The 15,900-nt window shown below is 63.6% G+C and carries 14 protein-coding genes; 3 read left to right on the plus strand and 11 right to left on the minus strand.

Going from position 1 to position 15,900, the window contains the following annotated elements; translation table 11 throughout:
- Positions 1-26 precede the first annotated feature (26 nt).
- Positions 27-1,067: a cyclase family protein gene (locus ACSBPU_RS00315; protein WP_442594524.1), complete on the minus strand. Its 1,041-nt coding sequence runs from the start codon at positions 1,065-1,067 to the stop codon at positions 27-29.
- Positions 1,068-1,118: 51 nt separating this feature from the next.
- Positions 1,119-1,841, minus strand: coding sequence for an SDR family oxidoreductase (locus tag ACSBPU_RS00320; RefSeq protein WP_442594526.1), 723 nt, complete (start codon positions 1,839-1,841; stop codon positions 1,119-1,121).
- Positions 1,842-1,959: 118 nt separating this feature from the next.
- On the opposite strand from ACSBPU_RS00320, the gene ACSBPU_RS00325 reads away from it, so the two are divergent.
- Positions 1,960-2,937, plus strand: coding sequence for a Bug family tripartite tricarboxylate transporter substrate binding protein (locus tag ACSBPU_RS00325; RefSeq protein WP_442594528.1), 978 nt, complete (start codon positions 1,960-1,962; stop codon positions 2,935-2,937).
- Between the two features lie 14 nt (positions 2,938-2,951).
- Positions 2,952-4,133 (plus strand): acyl-CoA dehydrogenase family protein, encoded by a 1,182-nt coding sequence (locus ACSBPU_RS00330; protein ID WP_442594530.1) that lies wholly within the window; start codon positions 2,952-2,954, stop codon positions 4,131-4,133.
- A gap of 67 nt (positions 4,134-4,200) precedes the next feature.
- Here the strand turns inward: ACSBPU_RS00330 and ACSBPU_RS00335 are convergent, their stop codons facing one another.
- From ACSBPU_RS00335 to ACSBPU_RS00370, 8 genes are all read right to left on the minus strand, one after another.
- Positions 4,201-4,437: a hypothetical protein gene (locus ACSBPU_RS00335; protein WP_442594532.1), complete on the minus strand. Its 237-nt coding sequence runs from the start codon at positions 4,435-4,437 to the stop codon at positions 4,201-4,203.
- A gap of 117 nt (positions 4,438-4,554) precedes the next feature.
- A complete protein-coding gene (locus ACSBPU_RS00340) occupies positions 4,555-5,919 on the minus strand; it encodes an MFS transporter (RefSeq protein ID WP_442594534.1) in 1,365 nt (454 codons plus the stop codon).
- Positions 5,916-7,043 (minus strand): DUF2218 domain-containing protein, encoded by a 1,128-nt coding sequence (locus tag ACSBPU_RS00345; RefSeq protein ID WP_442594536.1) that lies wholly within the window; start codon positions 7,041-7,043, stop codon positions 5,916-5,918. Before ACSBPU_RS00345 ends, ACSBPU_RS00340 begins: the two co-directional genes overlap by 4 nt.
- A 14-nt stretch (positions 7,044-7,057) precedes the next feature.
- Positions 7,058-7,852, minus strand: a complete 795-nt coding sequence (locus ACSBPU_RS00350; protein ID WP_442594538.1) for an ABC transporter ATP-binding protein — start codon at positions 7,850-7,852, stop codon at positions 7,058-7,060.
- The gene (locus ACSBPU_RS00355; protein ID WP_442594540.1) at positions 7,849-8,940 is read right to left on the minus strand and encodes a FecCD family ABC transporter permease; all 1,092 of its coding nucleotides are present in this window, start codon (positions 8,938-8,940) and stop codon (positions 7,849-7,851) included. The genes ACSBPU_RS00350 and ACSBPU_RS00355 overlap by 4 nt, the downstream gene beginning before the upstream one ends.
- 4 nt (positions 8,941-8,944) lie before the next feature.
- Positions 8,945-10,054: an ABC transporter substrate-binding protein gene (locus ACSBPU_RS00360; protein WP_442594542.1), complete on the minus strand. Its 1,110-nt coding sequence runs from the start codon at positions 10,052-10,054 to the stop codon at positions 8,945-8,947.
- A gap of 14 nt (positions 10,055-10,068) precedes the next feature.
- Positions 10,069-12,171: a TonB-dependent receptor domain-containing protein gene (locus tag ACSBPU_RS00365; protein ID WP_442594544.1), complete on the minus strand. Its 2,103-nt coding sequence runs from the start codon at positions 12,169-12,171 to the stop codon at positions 10,069-10,071.
- A 166-nt stretch (positions 12,172-12,337) separates the two neighbouring features.
- Positions 12,338-13,438: a helix-turn-helix domain-containing protein gene (locus tag ACSBPU_RS00370; RefSeq protein WP_442594546.1), complete on the minus strand. Its 1,101-nt coding sequence runs from the start codon at positions 13,436-13,438 to the stop codon at positions 12,338-12,340.
- Between the two features lie 192 nt (positions 13,439-13,630).
- On the opposite strand from ACSBPU_RS00370, the gene ACSBPU_RS00375 reads away from it, so the two are divergent.
- Positions 13,631-14,248 (plus strand): malonic semialdehyde reductase, encoded by a 618-nt coding sequence (locus ACSBPU_RS00375; protein ID WP_442594548.1) that lies wholly within the window; start codon positions 13,631-13,633, stop codon positions 14,246-14,248.
- 9 nt (positions 14,249-14,257) lie between these two features.
- Here ACSBPU_RS00375 and ACSBPU_RS00380 read toward each other — a convergent pair whose 3' ends face one another.
- Entirely contained in the window at positions 14,258-15,865 is a 1,608-nt protein-coding gene (locus ACSBPU_RS00380) for a diguanylate cyclase (RefSeq protein WP_442594550.1), read from the minus strand.
- Between the last annotated feature and the right edge of the window lie 35 nt (positions 15,866-15,900).

Genomic DNA, 15,900 nt, shown 5'->3' on the forward strand with positions numbered 1-15,900 from the left:
CGTGGCGATGCTTGATGGTGGCGGGTTCAAACGGTGGCGATGGGCGTGACGGGCGAACCCACGGCGCCGGGCAGGCGCAAGGGCGGAGCGGTCAACAGGAAGCGATTGCGTTGGTTGGCCTGCAGCCATTCGGCCAGGTCGCGCAAGTACCAGAGTTCCGCCAGGGGCAGCCCCAGCTTGAAAAGGCAATGGTGGTGCAGGGGCAGCAAGGATTTCTTGGCGCCTTCCGTGCGTGCGGGATAGGCTTCCACCGCATAGTTGTCGGCGCATATCGCGGCGATGCCGCTTTCGGTGATCCAGTTCAGCAGCTGGGTGTCCGCGCCGTCCAGCACGGCGCCTGCGTGGTGCAGTTTGTCGCCGTCGGGGTTGCCGGCCATTTCCAGGACGGTTTCCGCAAAACCCGTGCGCAGCACCAGCATGTCGCCTTTTTCGACCTGGATGCGGTCGGATTCCAGGATCGCGGCGAGTTCCTGGTAGCCGATCAATGTGCGCCCATGGCCGAAATGGCGCACGAAATCCACCATGACGCCCCGGCCCTGCATGCCTTTGACGGCGAAGTTGTCGACGCTCAGCTTCTTGGCGCCGAAGCCGGCCCCGTGATCGCAGCAGCCTTCGCCTTCTTCGTGCCCGGGGGCATCCAGGACGTCAGTGCCCGCCTGGTAGCCATTGTAGTAGACCTTGCGCGGCGTGCCGTTGCCGTCCACATCGAATTGAGCTCCGATGTGTGCCAGGGCGTCCCATTGCGTCGAGTACTGCAAGGAAAGCGTAACCTGGTCATCGCTGAGCACGTCGATGGATGCGGTATCGAGGTTCTCCATGGGAAAGTTCATGTATGGCACGCCGTCGCGCTCGGTGGCGGCCAGGCGTGGCGGCTTGCGGCGCGGATTCAGCACCATGCCGCCTGGTAGATCCAGAGGCAGCGACAGGCAAAATACCTTGCCCTCGCGCACCTCGCGCACCCCTTTAAGCACTTGTTCGTGGGTCAGCAGGTTGACGCGCCCGAGTTGATCGTCGGGCCCGAAGTCGCCCCAGTTCGAGCCCTCGGGGCGATTTGTCCAGCGTGTCATGCGTGTCTCCGTTGTCTTTGGATTGATGATGGGTAAAGTGTGCGGCCGTATTCAGGCTGCGCCTATGGTGATGCCGCCGCAGACGTAATGCGTCTGCCCGGTAACGTAGCCGCAGCGCTCGTCCATGAAATAGGCGACCGCGTGCGCGACGTCTTCGGGCTGTCCGATGCGGCCGACGGGAATGCCTGCGATCAGCTTCTGGGTCGCCTGGTTCTGCGCGTCGTTGGCGCCCTGGAAAAATTCGGTGGCGATGGGGCCCGGAGCGATGGCGTTGACGGTGATGCCGTCGCCGGCCAGTTCCAGTGCCCAGGTGCGTGTCATGCCGGTAATGCCCGCCTTCGTGGTGCTGTATAGCGTGCGGGCGGGCTTGCCCAGGGCAGCGCGCGAGCCGATATTGATGATGCGCCCGCGCCCCAGCGCGCGCATGCCTGGCAACAGCGCCTGTGCGCACAGGATGTTGACCTCGAGATTGAGTGCCACGGCTTTGTACAGCTCGGTCGTGTCCACGTCTTCAAGGCGGCCTGTGGGAACGAAGCCTACGTTGTTGACGAGGCCGTAGTAAGTCGACCCGGCGGTTATCTCCGCCAGGGTTTGCTTGACGGCATCGCGTTCGCCCAGGTCGACGGTATGAAATGGCATGCTATCGGGCCAGTCCGCGGGCCGCGTCCGGGCAAGGCCCGTAACGATGTATCCGTCGTCGGCCAGGCGTTCGCAGATACTGCGACCAATGCCCCGGCTGGCGCCGGTGACAAGCACATTCAATTGAGTTTCCATATAGCGCAGTTCAAGCGAGTTGTGAATGTCCCACACGACATCCAGGTTATAGGTCTACAAAGCTAGACTTTTAGTTTATTATAAGTTGCTGTATTGCTCAACGAATAGGAGACAAATAATGAAACACGCCAATTTCACTTTCGCCCGCAACTTGATGCTGGGCCTCATGGGCCTGGGCTTTTCCGTGGCGTCCGCCCAGGCAGCCACCCAGAACTTCCCCACACGGCCCATCCAGTTGGTCGTCGGATATGGCGCCGGCGGCGGCACGGACATGTGTTTCCGTGCCCTGGCGCTCACTGCCAGTAAAGAACTGGGGCAATCGGTCGTTGTCGAAAACAAGCCCGGTGCGGGCTCGTCACTTTCCATCGGCTACATTGCGCGGCAGAAGCCCGACGGCTATAGCATCGCGGCGCTTTCCACCGGCGCCGTGCTCAATCAGTTTCTGGTACCCACCATCGATTACGACGTCATGAAGGACCTGACGCCCATCGCCATGGTTGCGCAGTATCAGGTCGGCCTGCTGGTGCGTGCCGATTCGCCCTTGAAGTCGCTGGACGACGTCATCAAGAAAGCGAAGAGCGCACCCGACGCGGTGGCATTCAGCACGGCGGGCGTCGGCACGCCGCAGCACTTGACCATGGTGAAGCTGGGCGAGGAAACCGGGGTGAAATGGACCCACGTTGCATATAAGAGCGGTATCGAGGCCTCGACCGCGCTGGTGCGGGGAGACGTCGAAGTCATGGCGCAAACAGCCGAATGGGTTCCGTTTGTGCGAGATGGCCGCTTGCGTCTCTTGAACGTATTCACGGAAGCGCGCATGCCGGGCTTCGACGGCGCGCCGACGCTGGTGGAGGCCGGCCATGACCTGGTGGCGCCCAGCATCCTGGGCATTGTCGGACCCAAGGGCATGGATCCCGCGGTCGTCGCCAAAATAGACAAGGCGTTCAAGGTTGCCATCGACACGGAGCAATTTCGCAATTGCACGGACCAGTTCGGCCTGAAAACCGACTACAAGGATGCTGCAGCCTTCACTCAGCACATTCAGCAGACCATAGACAAATGGGCGCCCGTCATCAAGAACATGGACACCAAATAAGCGGTGGGGCGCAAATGACGAGCCGAGAATTCAACCATCTGGAATGGCCGTTCTTCGAGGACGCACACCGCGATCTGGCGCGTGATCTGGATCAGTGGTGCAGGGACCAGAACCTGTCTGCCCTGGACGACACGGACGTTTATGCGGCCTGCCGCGACCTCGTGCGCAGCCTGGGCAAGGGCGGGTGGCTGCGTCATTGCGTGCCCTCCGGCGAGGGCGGCCGGCTGGGGGGCCGCTCGCCCCAGCTCGATTCGCGGTCGCTCTGCCTCATCCGCGAAACGCTGGGCCGCTTCCATACTCTTGCCGATTTCGCATTCGCCATGCAGGGGTTGGGTTCGGGGGCGATATCGCTGGGCGGCAACGAGGCGCTCAAGCAGCGCTATCTGCCTTCGGTCGCCGCGGGCGAACGCATCGCGGCATTCGCGCTTTCGGAGCCCGATGCGGGGTCCGACGTGGCGGCGCTGTCCTGCTCGGCTCAGCCCAATGGCGATCACTTCGTCCTGAACGGCAGCAAGACGTGGATCTCGAATGGCGGCTTGGCGGACTTCTACTGCGTGTTCACCCGTACAGACGAGCACGCCGGGTCGCGGGGTATCACTGCTTTCGTGGTGGATGCCGATACGCCGGGGCTGGAAATCGAGGAAAGGATAGAGGTCATGTCGCCTCATCCCCTGGCCTTGCTGCGTTTCAACGATTGCCGCGTCCCGGCATCCAATATGCTGGGCGACCTGAACCAGGGATTCAAGCTGGCCATGCGCACGCTCGACGTCTTCCGCTGTTCGGTCGCGGCCGCTGCGCTGGGTTTCGCTCGGCGCGCATTGGACGAAGGCCTAGGGCATGCAAGCCGGCGCAAGATGTTCGGTCAGACGCTGGCGGACTTTCAACTGACGCAGGCGGCATTCGGCGACATTGCCGCGGAAATCGACCAAAGCGCTCTTCTCACCTATCGTGCCGCGTGGGTACGGGACGTCGCGGGACGGTCCTCGACATCGGAAACCGCCATGGCCAAGATGATCTCGACCGAATCGGCCCAATGGGTAATAGACCGTGTGCTGCAGATGTTCGGCGGCCAGGGCGTTGTGAAGAACAGTCCCATCGAGCGTCTGTATCGCGATATCCGGGCGCTGCGCATCTATGAGGGCGCGACGGAAGTGCAAAAGCTCATCATCGCGCGCGAGCTGTTGAAGGGGGTGTGAGGGAGGGGTCAGACCCCGCATGGGGCCTGACCCCAATGGCACTACGGGTCAGACCCCGGCCGCTGGGTCAGGCGCCGCCGCCTCGTTCGCGGCAGCTCTCGTACCATTCAGGATTCGGGGCGCCCTGTGCCGCGAACTGTTGTGCGCGCCGGGGTGAACGCCAGACTCCGCCGGCGACACCGAGCTGGGGCTCGACGGCGTACCAGAACCAGCGGCCATCCTCGTCCTGCGCCAGCCAGTTCCAGCCTTCGGGTGCGTCTGACCAGCTTGGAGGAGTGGAGGGGTTCGGCGTGGTGTCGTTCATGCCGGTATTTTAAGGGGTCAGACCCCATGCGGGGTCTGACCCCGACCTTCCGGTCTTAGAGGGTGTGACCCCGGATTCAGGATAGCGAGGGGTCGGACCCCGTACGGGGTCCGACCCCTATTCTTCCAGGCGCCAGAGGCGCTTGCGCAGCCTGCCGTTGGGCATTGCCAGGAACAAAGCGACCACCGCCGTACAGGCGGAGCCGCCGGCGATGAGGGCGCGGCCCGGGGACCATAAGGTGGCCAGCGCGCCGGCCTGCAGGCCGCCCAGGGCAGGTCCCATGTAGCCTTGGAGCAGCCAGAGCCCTGATACGCGGCCGCGCAGGGTGTCCGGCGTATGTATCTGCAGCAGGGCGCCGCGGATGATGTCCGACGCGGTATCCGCCATGCCCGAGACGGCGAGAAAGGCCAGCACCGCCCATGCGCCCCACGGCAGGCCATCCGTGAGGCCGCCTGCCGCCACGCCCGCCAGCGCAATGGCGATACCCCACAGCAGCGCACAGGCGATCACGAGGCGTCCCGGATGGGTCAGCCTGCGAGTCCAGCCGGACGTCAGGGCGACGACCAGCGCGCCGAAGGCGGGCGCCGCGTAAAGATAGCCGACCATTTCAGGCCCGCCCTGCAATACGGTCTGGCCGAGTTGCGGCATCAGGGCATGCACGCTGGCGAACAGCATCATGGCGAGGTCCAGGGCGAGCAGACAGGCAATGACGCCGTTATGCCGGACATGCTTGAACCCGTCCAGCCATTGCGCGAGCATCGAGGGCCGTGATGCCGGCTCCGGCTTGGCGCCGGCATCGGGCTGCAGCAGGTCCTTGGGCAGCCGGGCCAGCAGCAGGGGCACCAGCGCCGCGCCGATCAGCACCACGCCGTAGCAAAGGGCGATGCTGTAGTGGGCGAGCAGCGCGCCGGCAATCAGTGGACCGATGAGCCGGCTCAGCTCCATGGACAGCGCATTGAGCGCGCCCGCCGCCGCCAAGTGCCGAGGTGGGATCAGCTTGGGCATGGCCGCCATGAGGGCGGGTGCGCTGATGCCGCTGGTCAGGCCGCTGAGCAGCGTGGCCAGGTAGATCTCCGGCAAGCCGGGTTCCGCGCGCAGGCTGTTGGCCCACAAGATCGCCACCACGGCCACGTAAGCCGCGCGGCCCCGGATCATGATGCGCCGGCGATCGGCGCGATCCGCCAGAGTTCCGCCCCAGACGAGACCGACGAGCGATCCCAGCGCCAGGCCGATCCCGACGCCCGCCACGTGGATGGACGATGCGCTGATCCCATATACCTGCCAGGCCACCGCGACGGCCAGGATGGCGATGGACAGCATCGAAACGGAGCGCGCGAGATACAGGCTTCTGAAAGCCGCGCTCTGGCGCAAAGGATCTACATCGAGCGCAAGGCGTGTCCACCATCGCTGCTTGGCGGCAACGCCGGATCGCGTCTTTTCAGCTGTTTCGTAAGCTTGATCGGATCCCGGGCCGGGCTTCATGAAGACGCCTTCTCGGCCGCGTCGCCGGCGGCGCGGCGGGTTGCTCCGCTCTTCATCTGTGTCTCGTCCATGCCGTAGCGCCAGTACGCGACGACGAGCTGCTCTTTACCGCTGAGTCCGACGGTATCGCGCAGCCATGCTCGCACGCTTTGCGCGGTCGCGAACTCGGCTCCGACCCAGACATAGCGGTCGGGGCCGTCGGGAATGGCGCAGGCTTGTATGGCGTCTTTCAGAAGCGAGACGGTGCCCGCGGCGGCGGTCCCACGATGCAGCCAACGCAGCCTCATGCCGGGGGGCAGGCGCAGCTCGACCTGATCGGCAGGGGTCTGCACTTCGATCAGTACGATGCCTTGGGTTTCTGAGGGGAGAGACTCTCCGATGCGCGCGATGGCGGGCAGCGCGGTTTCGTCGCCGGCCAGCAGCATCCAATCCGCGGGCTGGGCGGTGCGCCCGCCCGGACCTGACAGACCTATCTGCTGGCCGCCGGCGGCTTGGGCCGCCCAGGCGGCGCCGGGGCCGGCATCGTCATGCAGCACGAAGTCCACATCCATCCAGCCTTGTACGGCGTCGATGCGCCGGATCGTATAAGTGCGGATGTCCAGACGTTTTTCGCCTGACGGAAACTGCGGCGTGCCATTGGATGCCAGCGTCGGCCATTCCGGATCGCGGACGCCGGGCTGGGGGAAGATGAGCTTGCAATGGATGTCTTCATCTTGGTGATACCGCGCTAGTTCCTCTGTACGGAATCTCACGCGGCGCATATGCGGGCCGACGTCGGAGACGGCTTCGACGGTAAGCAGGCGAAAGGCGGGAGGCCGGGCGAGCTGGATGCTGTCCCCTTGCCATTGGATGGCTTCGGGATCACACGAGCTGAACTCGACGATGTGATGGAAGACCAGCATTTTTGCATCGTACAGGGCTTCCTGCGTGGGCGCGGCGACGTGTGCGTGCAAGCTGTCGGACTTGGCCGAAAGGGAAATCCGCGCTCCGCTGTAATCGATGTCCCAGGCGTCTTCTCCAGGTACGGCGGCCAGGTCATGCTCGCGCAGGTGCTCGAGCATGGCGTCCAGTACCTTCTGCGCGTCTATGCCGCGCACGGCGGTGCTGAGTCGTAAGTGTGTCATTGCAAGTGTTCCTGTTATGAGGCGGCCGGGTTCTTGGCCAAAGCGTCTATGAGTACGAAGGCGCGGCCCCGTTCGCATGTCCGGACCCGTGCCTCCACGCCCCAGACTTCCCTGAGGGCGGCGTCGGTGATGGTGTCGTTGGGCGGGCCGAAAGAATGGATGCGCCGCTGGTGCAGGATGGCGACCCGATCGGCCCATTGCGCTGCAAGGGCGAGGTCGTGCAGCACGACGATGACGATCCGGCCTTCGTCCGCAAGGCGGCGCGCGACATGCATGACCTGCCACTGGTGTGCGAGGTCCAGGGCGCTGACGGGTTCGTCGAGCAACAAGACGGGGCTGCCGCGCACGACGGCTTGCGCCAGGGCGGCAAGTTGCCGTTGGCCCCCTGAAAGCTGGTACAGAGGACGCAAGGCGAGGTGGCCGATGCCCAGGCGTTCGATGACGCGCAATGCATCGAGCTCGTCTTTGCGCCGAGGCCCGATGCCGCCGCTTTGCAAGGCGGTGAGCGCGGCTTCGAGGACGTTCAGGTTATTGTCTTCGGGAATGGATTGCGGCATGAAGCCGATATGTTCGACACGCTGGCGTGCCGTCCAGCCCAGCCAATTGCTGTTTCCGTAGAAAACCTGGCCATTGGCCGGAACCAGCCCGGCGATTGCCTTGAGCAGCGTCGATTTGCCTGCCGCATTTGGTCCGGCAAGCGCGATGATCTCGCCGGGGCAGATACCGCATAGATCGACGCCGGCGAGCACTTCGTGGCGGCGGTAGTGCACGGTCAGGTTCTTGATGCTGAGCGATCGGGCGGCATTCATCCCCGTCCCCCCCGTTGACGCATCATCAGCCCCATGAAGACCGGCAGGCCGACCAGCGCCGTGACGATACCGATGGGCAGCATGACGCCGGGCACCAGCATCTTGCTGGCGACTGAAGCGAGCGCCATCATGGATGCACCGATCAGTATGCTGGCGGGCAGCAGGTGACGGTGCCCGTCGCCCACGATCATTCGTGCGACGTGCGGGCCCACCAGGCCGACGAATCCCACCGTGCCGACGAAGGCGACGGCGGTCGCCGCCAGCAGGCTGATGCGCACCAACGCCCAGCGCCTGAGGGACGGTACGTTGATGCCGAAGCTGCGGGCTCGGTCCTCGCCCAGCCGCAGCGCGGTGAGCTGGCCGGCGGCGCGCCAGGAGAACGGCACGGTAAGCGTCAATATCGCCGACAGGATGGCGACGCTTTCCCAGTCGGCACGGGCCAGGCTGCCCATGCTCCAGAAGACGAGTTGCTGCAGCGCATCCTCGCTTGCGATGAACTGCAGCAGCGAGAGGACCGCGCCCGCGGCGAAGCCGATGGCGATTCCGAAAAGCACCAGAGTCTGGGTCTGGGCGCCGCGCCATTGAGCCATGAGCTGTAGAAACAGCAACGAGGCCAGCGCGAAGACGAAGGCGTTGGCGGGCACGAGCCACGCGGCATCGCTGCCCAGCACGCCCCATCCCAGCACGATCGCCAGGGCGGCGCCGAGCGCGGCGGACGAGGAAACGCCCAGCGTGAACGGCTCGGCCAGAGGATTGTTCAATATGGTCTGCAGTTCGGCGCCGGCCAGCGCCAAGGCGGCCCCGACCAGCAAGGCCATCAGGGCGACCGGCATGCGGACCTGCCAGAGCACCACCCGCATGGGCACGGTGAGCGTGTCGGGATCCAACAGCCCCCCGATGATTTGTGCGGGCTGCAGCGAAGCGGGACCAGTGAACAAGTCGGCAAGGCCGGCGGCAATCGTCAGCACGGCCAGCGCTGCGACGATGAGCCATCGTCGCCTCACGATGCGCCGGTGCTGCGCCCAGCGCACCCGCAGAGACTCGCTGTCGGCGCGCGGATCGGGCGCAATACGGTAGTCGGCTTGCATAGGCTTATTTTTCCGCCGGGGCCAGCGAGGTCCAGAAAGTTCCAGTCAGGCTTTTCGCCATGAACCGCCGGTCGATCTCGGCAAGCGTGGCGGCTGGATCGATGTCTTTGAATGATTCGGGGTGCAGCCAGGTGGCGATCAGCTCCAGGTTCACGATGGAAAAGCCGCTATGCCATATGCCGTGAGCCCGCCCCTCCCGGACTGCGCGGGTTTGCGCCAGCCCCACGCGCTGCAGGACGCGTTTCAGGCTTGCGCGGCTCGCGGCCGCGTCGACGTCGGCGCCAAGGAGCAGGCCGCCACGAGCCTTCATGTGCTGCCCTCCCGTGCCGATGTAGACAGCGGGATCGCTTGCGATCACGTATTCCGCGCTGAGCTGGCCGGACATGTCTTCGATGATTTCGCTGCCGATCAGTTGCCCGCCGGCCAGCACCACCAGGTCGCCCATGCTTCTGCCTTCGCCCATGGAAAGACAACAGGGGCCGCTGCCCGCATGGGGCTCCATCAGGACTGTCGGCAGCTCCACACCGCTGGCTTTGATCTGTGCGACGCGCTGGGTGATCCGGCCCAGGTGTTCCTGAATGAACGCGCTTACTTCCTTGCCGCGCTCCTCGCGGCCGATCAGCACCGCCAGCTTTTCTATGCCCTCAGTCGGATGCCGAAGTCTCAGGTTGGCTTCGAGCGAGAGAATGGCCACCGGAATGCCGGCTTGTTCCAGTTGGGACACTGCCTGCTTTGCGCTGCCAAAGAAATGATCGAGCACGACCAGATCGGGGGCGTGCACGATGAGCGCTTCGGCATTCAGGTTATGGGGACCATCGATCGACATCTGAGTGATTCGATCGAAGGCTTCCGGGTCGATGCTGCGCCATTGGTTCACCGTGTGCTGGTCCAGGCGCCAGCGGTTCCATGCAACGATCCGGCTGGCCGGATTTTCGTCGAGCATGGCGAGCACGGTGAAGTCGCCCGGCTCCGAGAACATGATGCGGCGCGCCGGTTCGGCCAGGCGGACCGTCCGCCCGGCCTGATCGACGATCTCTATCTGCGCGGCGGCGGGCAGGCTGAGCAGCAACAGGCAGCACAGCCACACGGCCCGCAACCAAGGCTTTGCAATCACGTCGGCTGCCCGCATCAGAAGCTGAGGCTGGCGCCCAGCCAGAAGCGACGGCCTTCGTCGACCATCCAGTTGCCGTCCAGGCCGGCGTAGCGCGTGCGCAGGTCCAGCGGCGTCTTGTGGTCGGTAAGATTCAGCACGGCCAGGCGCAGGGACAGATGCTTGGTGACTTCATAGCTGCCGCCCAGGTCGAAGGTCGAGCCGCCGGGCCGGGTGCGCACGCTCATGGCGCCATTGCGATAGGCGGCGTAACGGGCCTTGCCGCTCAGATTCCAGCGCAGGTAGGTATTGAAGCGTTCGTTCACCTGCCAGTCCAGGCGCGTGTTCAGGACATGCTCGGGCGTCTTGTCCAGAGGCTCGCCATCCAGGGTGACGCCGTCGAACGACACTTCGCCGCCTCCCTTGCGCTTGGACTTCGTGTAGGTGTAGTTGGACGACAAGCTCACTGCATCGGTCAAGGGCAGCTTCAGCGCCAGCTCCAGCCCGTAGATCTGCACCTTGTCTATGTTGTCATACACATACAGATGATTATTCGTGCCCGGATTGAGCGGGTCCTGCATACCCGTGTCGTAGCTGGCCACCTTGTTTTTGAAGTTGGTGTTGAACAGCGTCGCGGAAACATTGCTGCCCGGCGCCCAGTCGTAGATCAGGCCCATTTCCTGGGTGACGCTGGTCTCGGGTTCCAGATTGGGATTGCCGCATAACGGCCCGCGGAATCCCGAGTTGCCGCCGGTGGACATGCAGTATCCCGGATTGCTTTGCCGGATCGTGGGCGCTTTGAAGCCGGTTGCCACGCCGCCCTTGAGCGTCAGCGTGTCGGTCAGGTGGTAGACGCCGTACAGGCGAGGAGACCAATGCTTGCCGAAACGCTCGTCATGATCCATGCGCACGCCCGCCGTCAAGGTGAAATCGTCCGTCAGGTAATAGTCGTCCTCGATGAAAAGCGCGTAGTTGGTCAGTGAAACGCTGTCCGTGTTGGTCGGGTAGTTGGCGAACTTGGCTTCGTTCTGGATTCCGTTCAGGCGGCTATGCAGATACTGGCCGCCGAAGCGCAGGGTGTGAGATGTGAACGGCATGCTGAAGCTTGCATCCAGCACGGTGTTCACCACGCGCCGGTTGTCCACGTACTCACCGGTCTTGGGCCAATTTTCCTGAACACTGTCCTCGCGGTACAGCGCAAGCTTGGACTCGCCCAGTCGCCAGCGTCCGGTATGGGTCAGGCCGTACGACGTGCGACGGAACTGGTCCTTGTTCCATTCGAAAGACGGGTCGATCGACTTTCCAGGCGTGGACTCGGTCGTGAGGCGCTGGGAAACCACATCCAGGACCAGGTCCTGGTTGTCGGCGGGACGGGCCGCCAGCTTCAGGCCCAGACTGCGGTTGTTGCGCGCATAGGGGCCGTCGGCGCTGGGGAAGTAGTTATTGCCTTCGCTCTGGTCGTCGTAAGAACCGTAAACCTGGATGCCCAGGACATCGTCCTTGATCGGACCGCCGATCCAAAACTGCGATTGCCGTGCGTTGCCGTAGTCATCGTCGGTCTGCAGCGTCACGGAGCTGTTCAGCGCCGCGGACCAGCGCTCGGGCACCTTCTTCGTGATCACGTTGACCACCCCGCCCATGGCTTCGGAACCATAGAGCGAAGACATGGGGCCGCGCACTACCTCGATCCGCTCGATTGCGGCCAATGGAGGCATGAATTCATACTGTACGCCGTTGGTGCCGCGGTTCATGGTTTCCCGCGTGTTCTGCCGTTTCCCATCCACCAGCAGCAGGGTGTATTCGCCGGGCAGGCCGCGGATGACGATGTCCTTGTTGTTGGGGTCGCCGCCGATGACCGCGACGCCTTCGACGTGGCTCACAGCCTCGGCCACTGTGGTGTAGCCGCTTTTCTTGATGTCTTCCTGCGTGATGACGGTCATCGATGCGGGCGCATCCTTGGCTTTCTGCTGAACGCCGCTGGCCGTGACGACCACGGTGTCCAGAGTCGTCGGCGTCTTGCTGTCCTGGGCATGGGCGACGCCCGCGCCGCACGCGCACAGCAAGGCCAGCGCAACGGGCGCAAGCGACAGGTTCTCGCGGGGCTTTCCGGCGACCCGTTCCCTTCCGGGCATATTCATCATTTTTTCCTCGTACTCAGTGCTGTAGGGGCCGTTTTTCGGGTACGGCCTGTCTCGCCCCCTTCGGCGGCAAGGCGGCAAAGCAACATTGAATCATTCTCATTTACGGAATTGGTTTGAAGAACGCGCAAACTTCTTTGCGTCTGAGTCAAGTCCGGCCGATAGGAAGTCAGACGTGGGAGCGCAGGCTCTTGGGGCTCATGCCGAACTGGCGCCGGAAAGCCGTGGCGAAATTGGCGGCGCTGGTGTAGCCCGCGCGATAGGAGGCCTCGGCGATGCTCGAGCCGTGCTCCAGGTCGGTGCGGGCCTGATGGAGCCGCATGAGGCGGCGATATTCATTGACCGAACTACCGAATGCATTCCGGAACTGCCTTTGCAGTGCACTTGCGCTCAGCCCGAATCGGCGTCCGAGCTCATCGATCTTGAGCGGTGGAATGAGCGGTTGCTGGACTTCGGCGTCAAGAAAATTGCGCAGGCGCAACATGCGATCCTGGTCTCGGGGCCGCATCGCGCCGGTCGGTGCGGCGTTCGGGGCGGTTTCTTTTCGCTGGCTTGCGAGCGCTTCGTACAGAAGCTCCATCGCCCGGCTGGCGAGGCGTATGCGCACCAGACCGGGGGCGGACTGATCGGACTGGCAAATCAGCTGTTCCGCAAGCGCGAGGGCATGCGGGGAGGGATGCCAAGGCGTGATGCAGAGCTCGTCGGGAAACTTCAGCGCGAGTGGCTCGGGTGCGCCGGTTTCATGGCGCCTTGACAGGGCCGTCAGTTCGCAGCTGTCGCGCAGCCACCCTTGGCTTTCCAGCCATTCGGGAGTCAGATGGAGGGAAAGCTTGCGTTCCCATTTGCCGCGTTCCCATAAGCGTTCGAACATCGCATCCTGCGGCATGCTGACGATGGCGGCGCTGGCGTGGTGAGCGTGATCGCCGGCGCGCAAATGCAATGGCTGGCCACCGATGCGCACATCCACCTCGCCGGCCAGGACGATGACGATGCGCAGGCCGGCGCTGAAATTCACGCGGGAAACCATACTGTGCAGGTCAACGACTTCGGCGCAGTGCATCCACAAGCCCGGTTGCAGCTGGATCTCGCGGATCCGGCCTTCCAGCACGGGCTCGTTGCCGACGAAAGGCGCGGAGACGAAGCGGTATCCCGGCGTGTCGAATTCCAGGCTGCGCACCATGCCCAATGCCCGCCACGGACGCTTTCCCGCGGTGGCGGGCGTCATGGGAAGCTGAACCGGACCGGTTGCGCGAGCAAGGCTGCGTGCCATAGGAAGAACGTAGGTATGCGATGAACAAGAAGGACAAGAAGGCGACGTGTCACCGCTATTTTATCCGAAATCGATAATGATTCTTATTTGAGAGCATAGGGGGGAAGAATGCAAGCCATTTCCACATAGGGAAAACTCAGCAGCTTTGGGGATGCTAGTGGGTTAGGATTTCGGCCACGTCAGAAACCCAACATGGCCGTGCTCGATGGTGGCGCGACAGAAGTGAGAAGGAATATGCTCGATCGGATTTTTCTTGATGCGCGTACGCAGAATGGATGGCGCGATGCGCCCGTCGGCGATGAGACGCTGCGGCAGTTGTACGATTTGTTGAAATGGGCGCCCACCAGCATGAATTGCGGGCCGGCGAGGTTCCTTTTCATTCGCTCGCCGGATGCCAAAGAAAGGCTGCTGCCGCTGATGAATGCGGGTAACCGCGAGAAAACGCGCCAGGCGCCGGTGACGGTCATCGTTGGCTACGACTTGAAGTTCTACGATCACTTGCCCAAGCTGTTTCCGCATCGGCCCGAGGCGCGCGACGCGTTTGCGACCCCAGGCAAGGAAACGCACGCGCACGATACCGCCTTTCGCAATAGCAGTCTGCAAGGCGCCTACTTGATACTTGCGGCCAGGGCGCTGGGCCTGGATTGCGGGCCGATGTCCGGCTTCGACGCGGCGGCGGTGGACGCCGAGTTCTGGGCGGATACGTCCGTGCGGACCAATTTCATCTGCAATATCGGGTATGGCGACCCTGCGTCCGTGCGCGAGCGCTTGCCGCGGCTGGATTTCGAAGAGGCATGCAGGCTGCTGTAGCGCTTGGGGTCAGACCCGGTATGGGGTCTGACCCCAAGCGCACACGCGATGGCGTCCAGTGTGTTTGGCTTGATGAAGTGCCAGGCCGGCTTGGTCCATCAGCTTTTCCAGTGTGCAGTCCTGATGGTCTGCCGACGAGATACCGATGGACGCGGCACAGCGGACGCGGGCTCCGCCGTCCAGCTCGATCTCCTGCGCATGGATGGCGGCGCCCAGGCGCTGCGCGACCTTGAGGGCGGCGTCCATATTGGTGGCGGGCAGCAGAATGGCAAACTCGTCGCCGCCCATGCGTCCGGTGATGTCGATCCAGCGCAAGGAGAGGCGCAGCATGTCGCCCAGCGCCGCCAGAACCTGATCACCGGCCTTGTATCCATGGGCGTCATTGATGGCCTTGAAATGGTCCAGATCCATAAGCAGCAAAGAGGTGCTCGACTTGAATCGCCTCGCGCGTTCGATTTCGATCTCGGCTTGTTCGAGGAAATGGCGGCGATTGGATAAACCGGTCAGGAAGTCCTGCCGTGCGAGCAACTCAAGATTGTTCGGTTGTGGCGCGTGATGGGTGACGTCGCGCCCAATGGCGACGACCTCTTGCATTTGTCCATCGGGGTCCAGCAGCCCCTGGAACAACCAGCAAAGCTGCCGCTGGCCTTTGCCGGTACGATGGCTGCGCCGGAAGCTGGCAGTGTGGGGTGGGCTGCCCAGCGCGGAGATCCCGGCAAGGGATTCCCCCTTTTCATTGACGGGCAGGATGTCCGCTACAGCGCTTCCCGTGATCTGTTCCCGGGTCTTGCCCAGCAATTCGCATAAAGCGGGATTGGCATAGACGATACAGCCGCTTGCATCCATGCGCATCACCAGATCGCTGGTATGTTCAACGACCAGGCTGTAGTCTTCCGCACTTGTGCGCAGATGGGCCTGGGCACTTGCGGCCGCAGCCGTACGCTCGGCTTGCCGTCGCCGGTGAGCACGAAGGCCGGCATAGGCGCACAGAGCGGCCATCAGAAAGACGCCCGCCTGCATCAAGGACGCAAGATACCAGGAGGCCAGAACCGCGTTCTTGCTTCGGCCCAACGCGACCGTCAAGGGTGCGCTCGAGGCCGGCCCGCCGGGCTTCAGTGTGAAGAACGCCATGATTTGCTCGCCGCGGATATGCTGAACCATGCCTTCGGCGGCGCTTTGCCGTTGTCCGCTGCGGCGATGCTGGCGAAATAGCTCGCCTGCCGCATCCGGCACGGCATGGGTCGAGACACCGGGCAGCTCGAGAAGAACGCCCCCATCGTCCTGGATCAACGCGCTCCAGGCGTCTGGCGCGTAGCGCAGGGATTCCAGCACGCCCAGGACGTAAGCGTCGTACTTGACCGCATGCGCCTGGTTGTGCTGCGTTTCCGATGCTTGACCGGCCTGTTCGTTGAAATGGGTGTCCAGGGCCTGGCCGGCAATGCGTGTCATGGCGGCCAGATGCCCGGCATGTTGCTGGATGATGGACCGATAGGCGGAATGCTGTTGATAGGCCAGGAGCAATGCAAGAAGGACAAGCGCGAGTCCCAGCGATGCCCGGGCGGGGAAATCGCCTTTCCGTGGGATGCCGCGTGACGCGTGAATGGGATTCTGGTGCATAGGTGTCTTTGGGATCGTCTTGGGCTTGGGGTCAG

This window comes from Parapusillimonas sp. JC17 (assembly GCF_052180245.1).
In the GTDB taxonomy this organism is placed as follows: Bacteria; Pseudomonadota; Gammaproteobacteria; order Burkholderiales; family Burkholderiaceae_B; genus Parapusillimonas.

Bases quoted from the DNA above. Each gene is read 5' to 3' on its own strand.
- ACSBPU_RS00315 (WP_442594524.1), bottom strand. From the start codon at position 1,067: ATGACACGCTGGACAAATCGCCCCGAGGGCTCGAACTGGGGCGACTTC.
- ACSBPU_RS00320 (WP_442594526.1), bottom strand. From the start codon at position 1,841: ATGGAAACTCAATTGAATGTGCTTGTCACCGGCGCCAGCCGGGGCATT.
- ACSBPU_RS00325 (WP_442594528.1), top strand. From the start codon at position 1,960: ATGAAACACGCCAATTTCACTTTCGCCCGCAACTTGATGCTGGGCCTC.
- ACSBPU_RS00330 (WP_442594530.1), top strand. From the start codon at position 2,952: ATGACGAGCCGAGAATTCAACCATCTGGAATGGCCGTTCTTCGAGGAC.
- ACSBPU_RS00335 (WP_442594532.1), bottom strand. From the start codon at position 4,437: ATGAACGACACCACGCCGAACCCCTCCACTCCTCCAAGCTGGTCAGAC.
- ACSBPU_RS00340 (WP_442594534.1), bottom strand. From the start codon at position 5,919: ATGAAGCCCGGCCCGGGATCCGATCAAGCTTACGAAACAGCTGAAAAG.
- ACSBPU_RS00345 (WP_442594536.1), bottom strand. From the start codon at position 7,043: ATGACACACTTACGACTCAGCACCGCCGTGCGCGGCATAGACGCGCAG.
- ACSBPU_RS00350 (WP_442594538.1), bottom strand. From the start codon at position 7,852: ATGAATGCCGCCCGATCGCTCAGCATCAAGAACCTGACCGTGCACTAC.
- ACSBPU_RS00355 (WP_442594540.1), bottom strand. From the start codon at position 8,940: ATGCAAGCCGACTACCGTATTGCGCCCGATCCGCGCGCCGACAGCGAG.
- ACSBPU_RS00365 (WP_442594544.1), bottom strand. From the start codon at position 12,171: ATGATGAATATGCCCGGAAGGGAACGGGTCGCCGGAAAGCCCCGCGAG.
- ACSBPU_RS00370 (WP_442594546.1), bottom strand. From the start codon at position 13,438: ATGGCACGCAGCCTTGCTCGCGCAACCGGTCCGGTTCAGCTTCCCATG.
- ACSBPU_RS00375 (WP_442594548.1), top strand. From the start codon at position 13,631: ATGGCCGTGCTCGATGGTGGCGCGACAGAAGTGAGAAGGAATATGCTC.
- ACSBPU_RS00380 (WP_442594550.1), bottom strand. From the start codon at position 15,865: ATGCACCAGAATCCCATTCACGCGTCACGCGGCATCCCACGGAAAGGC.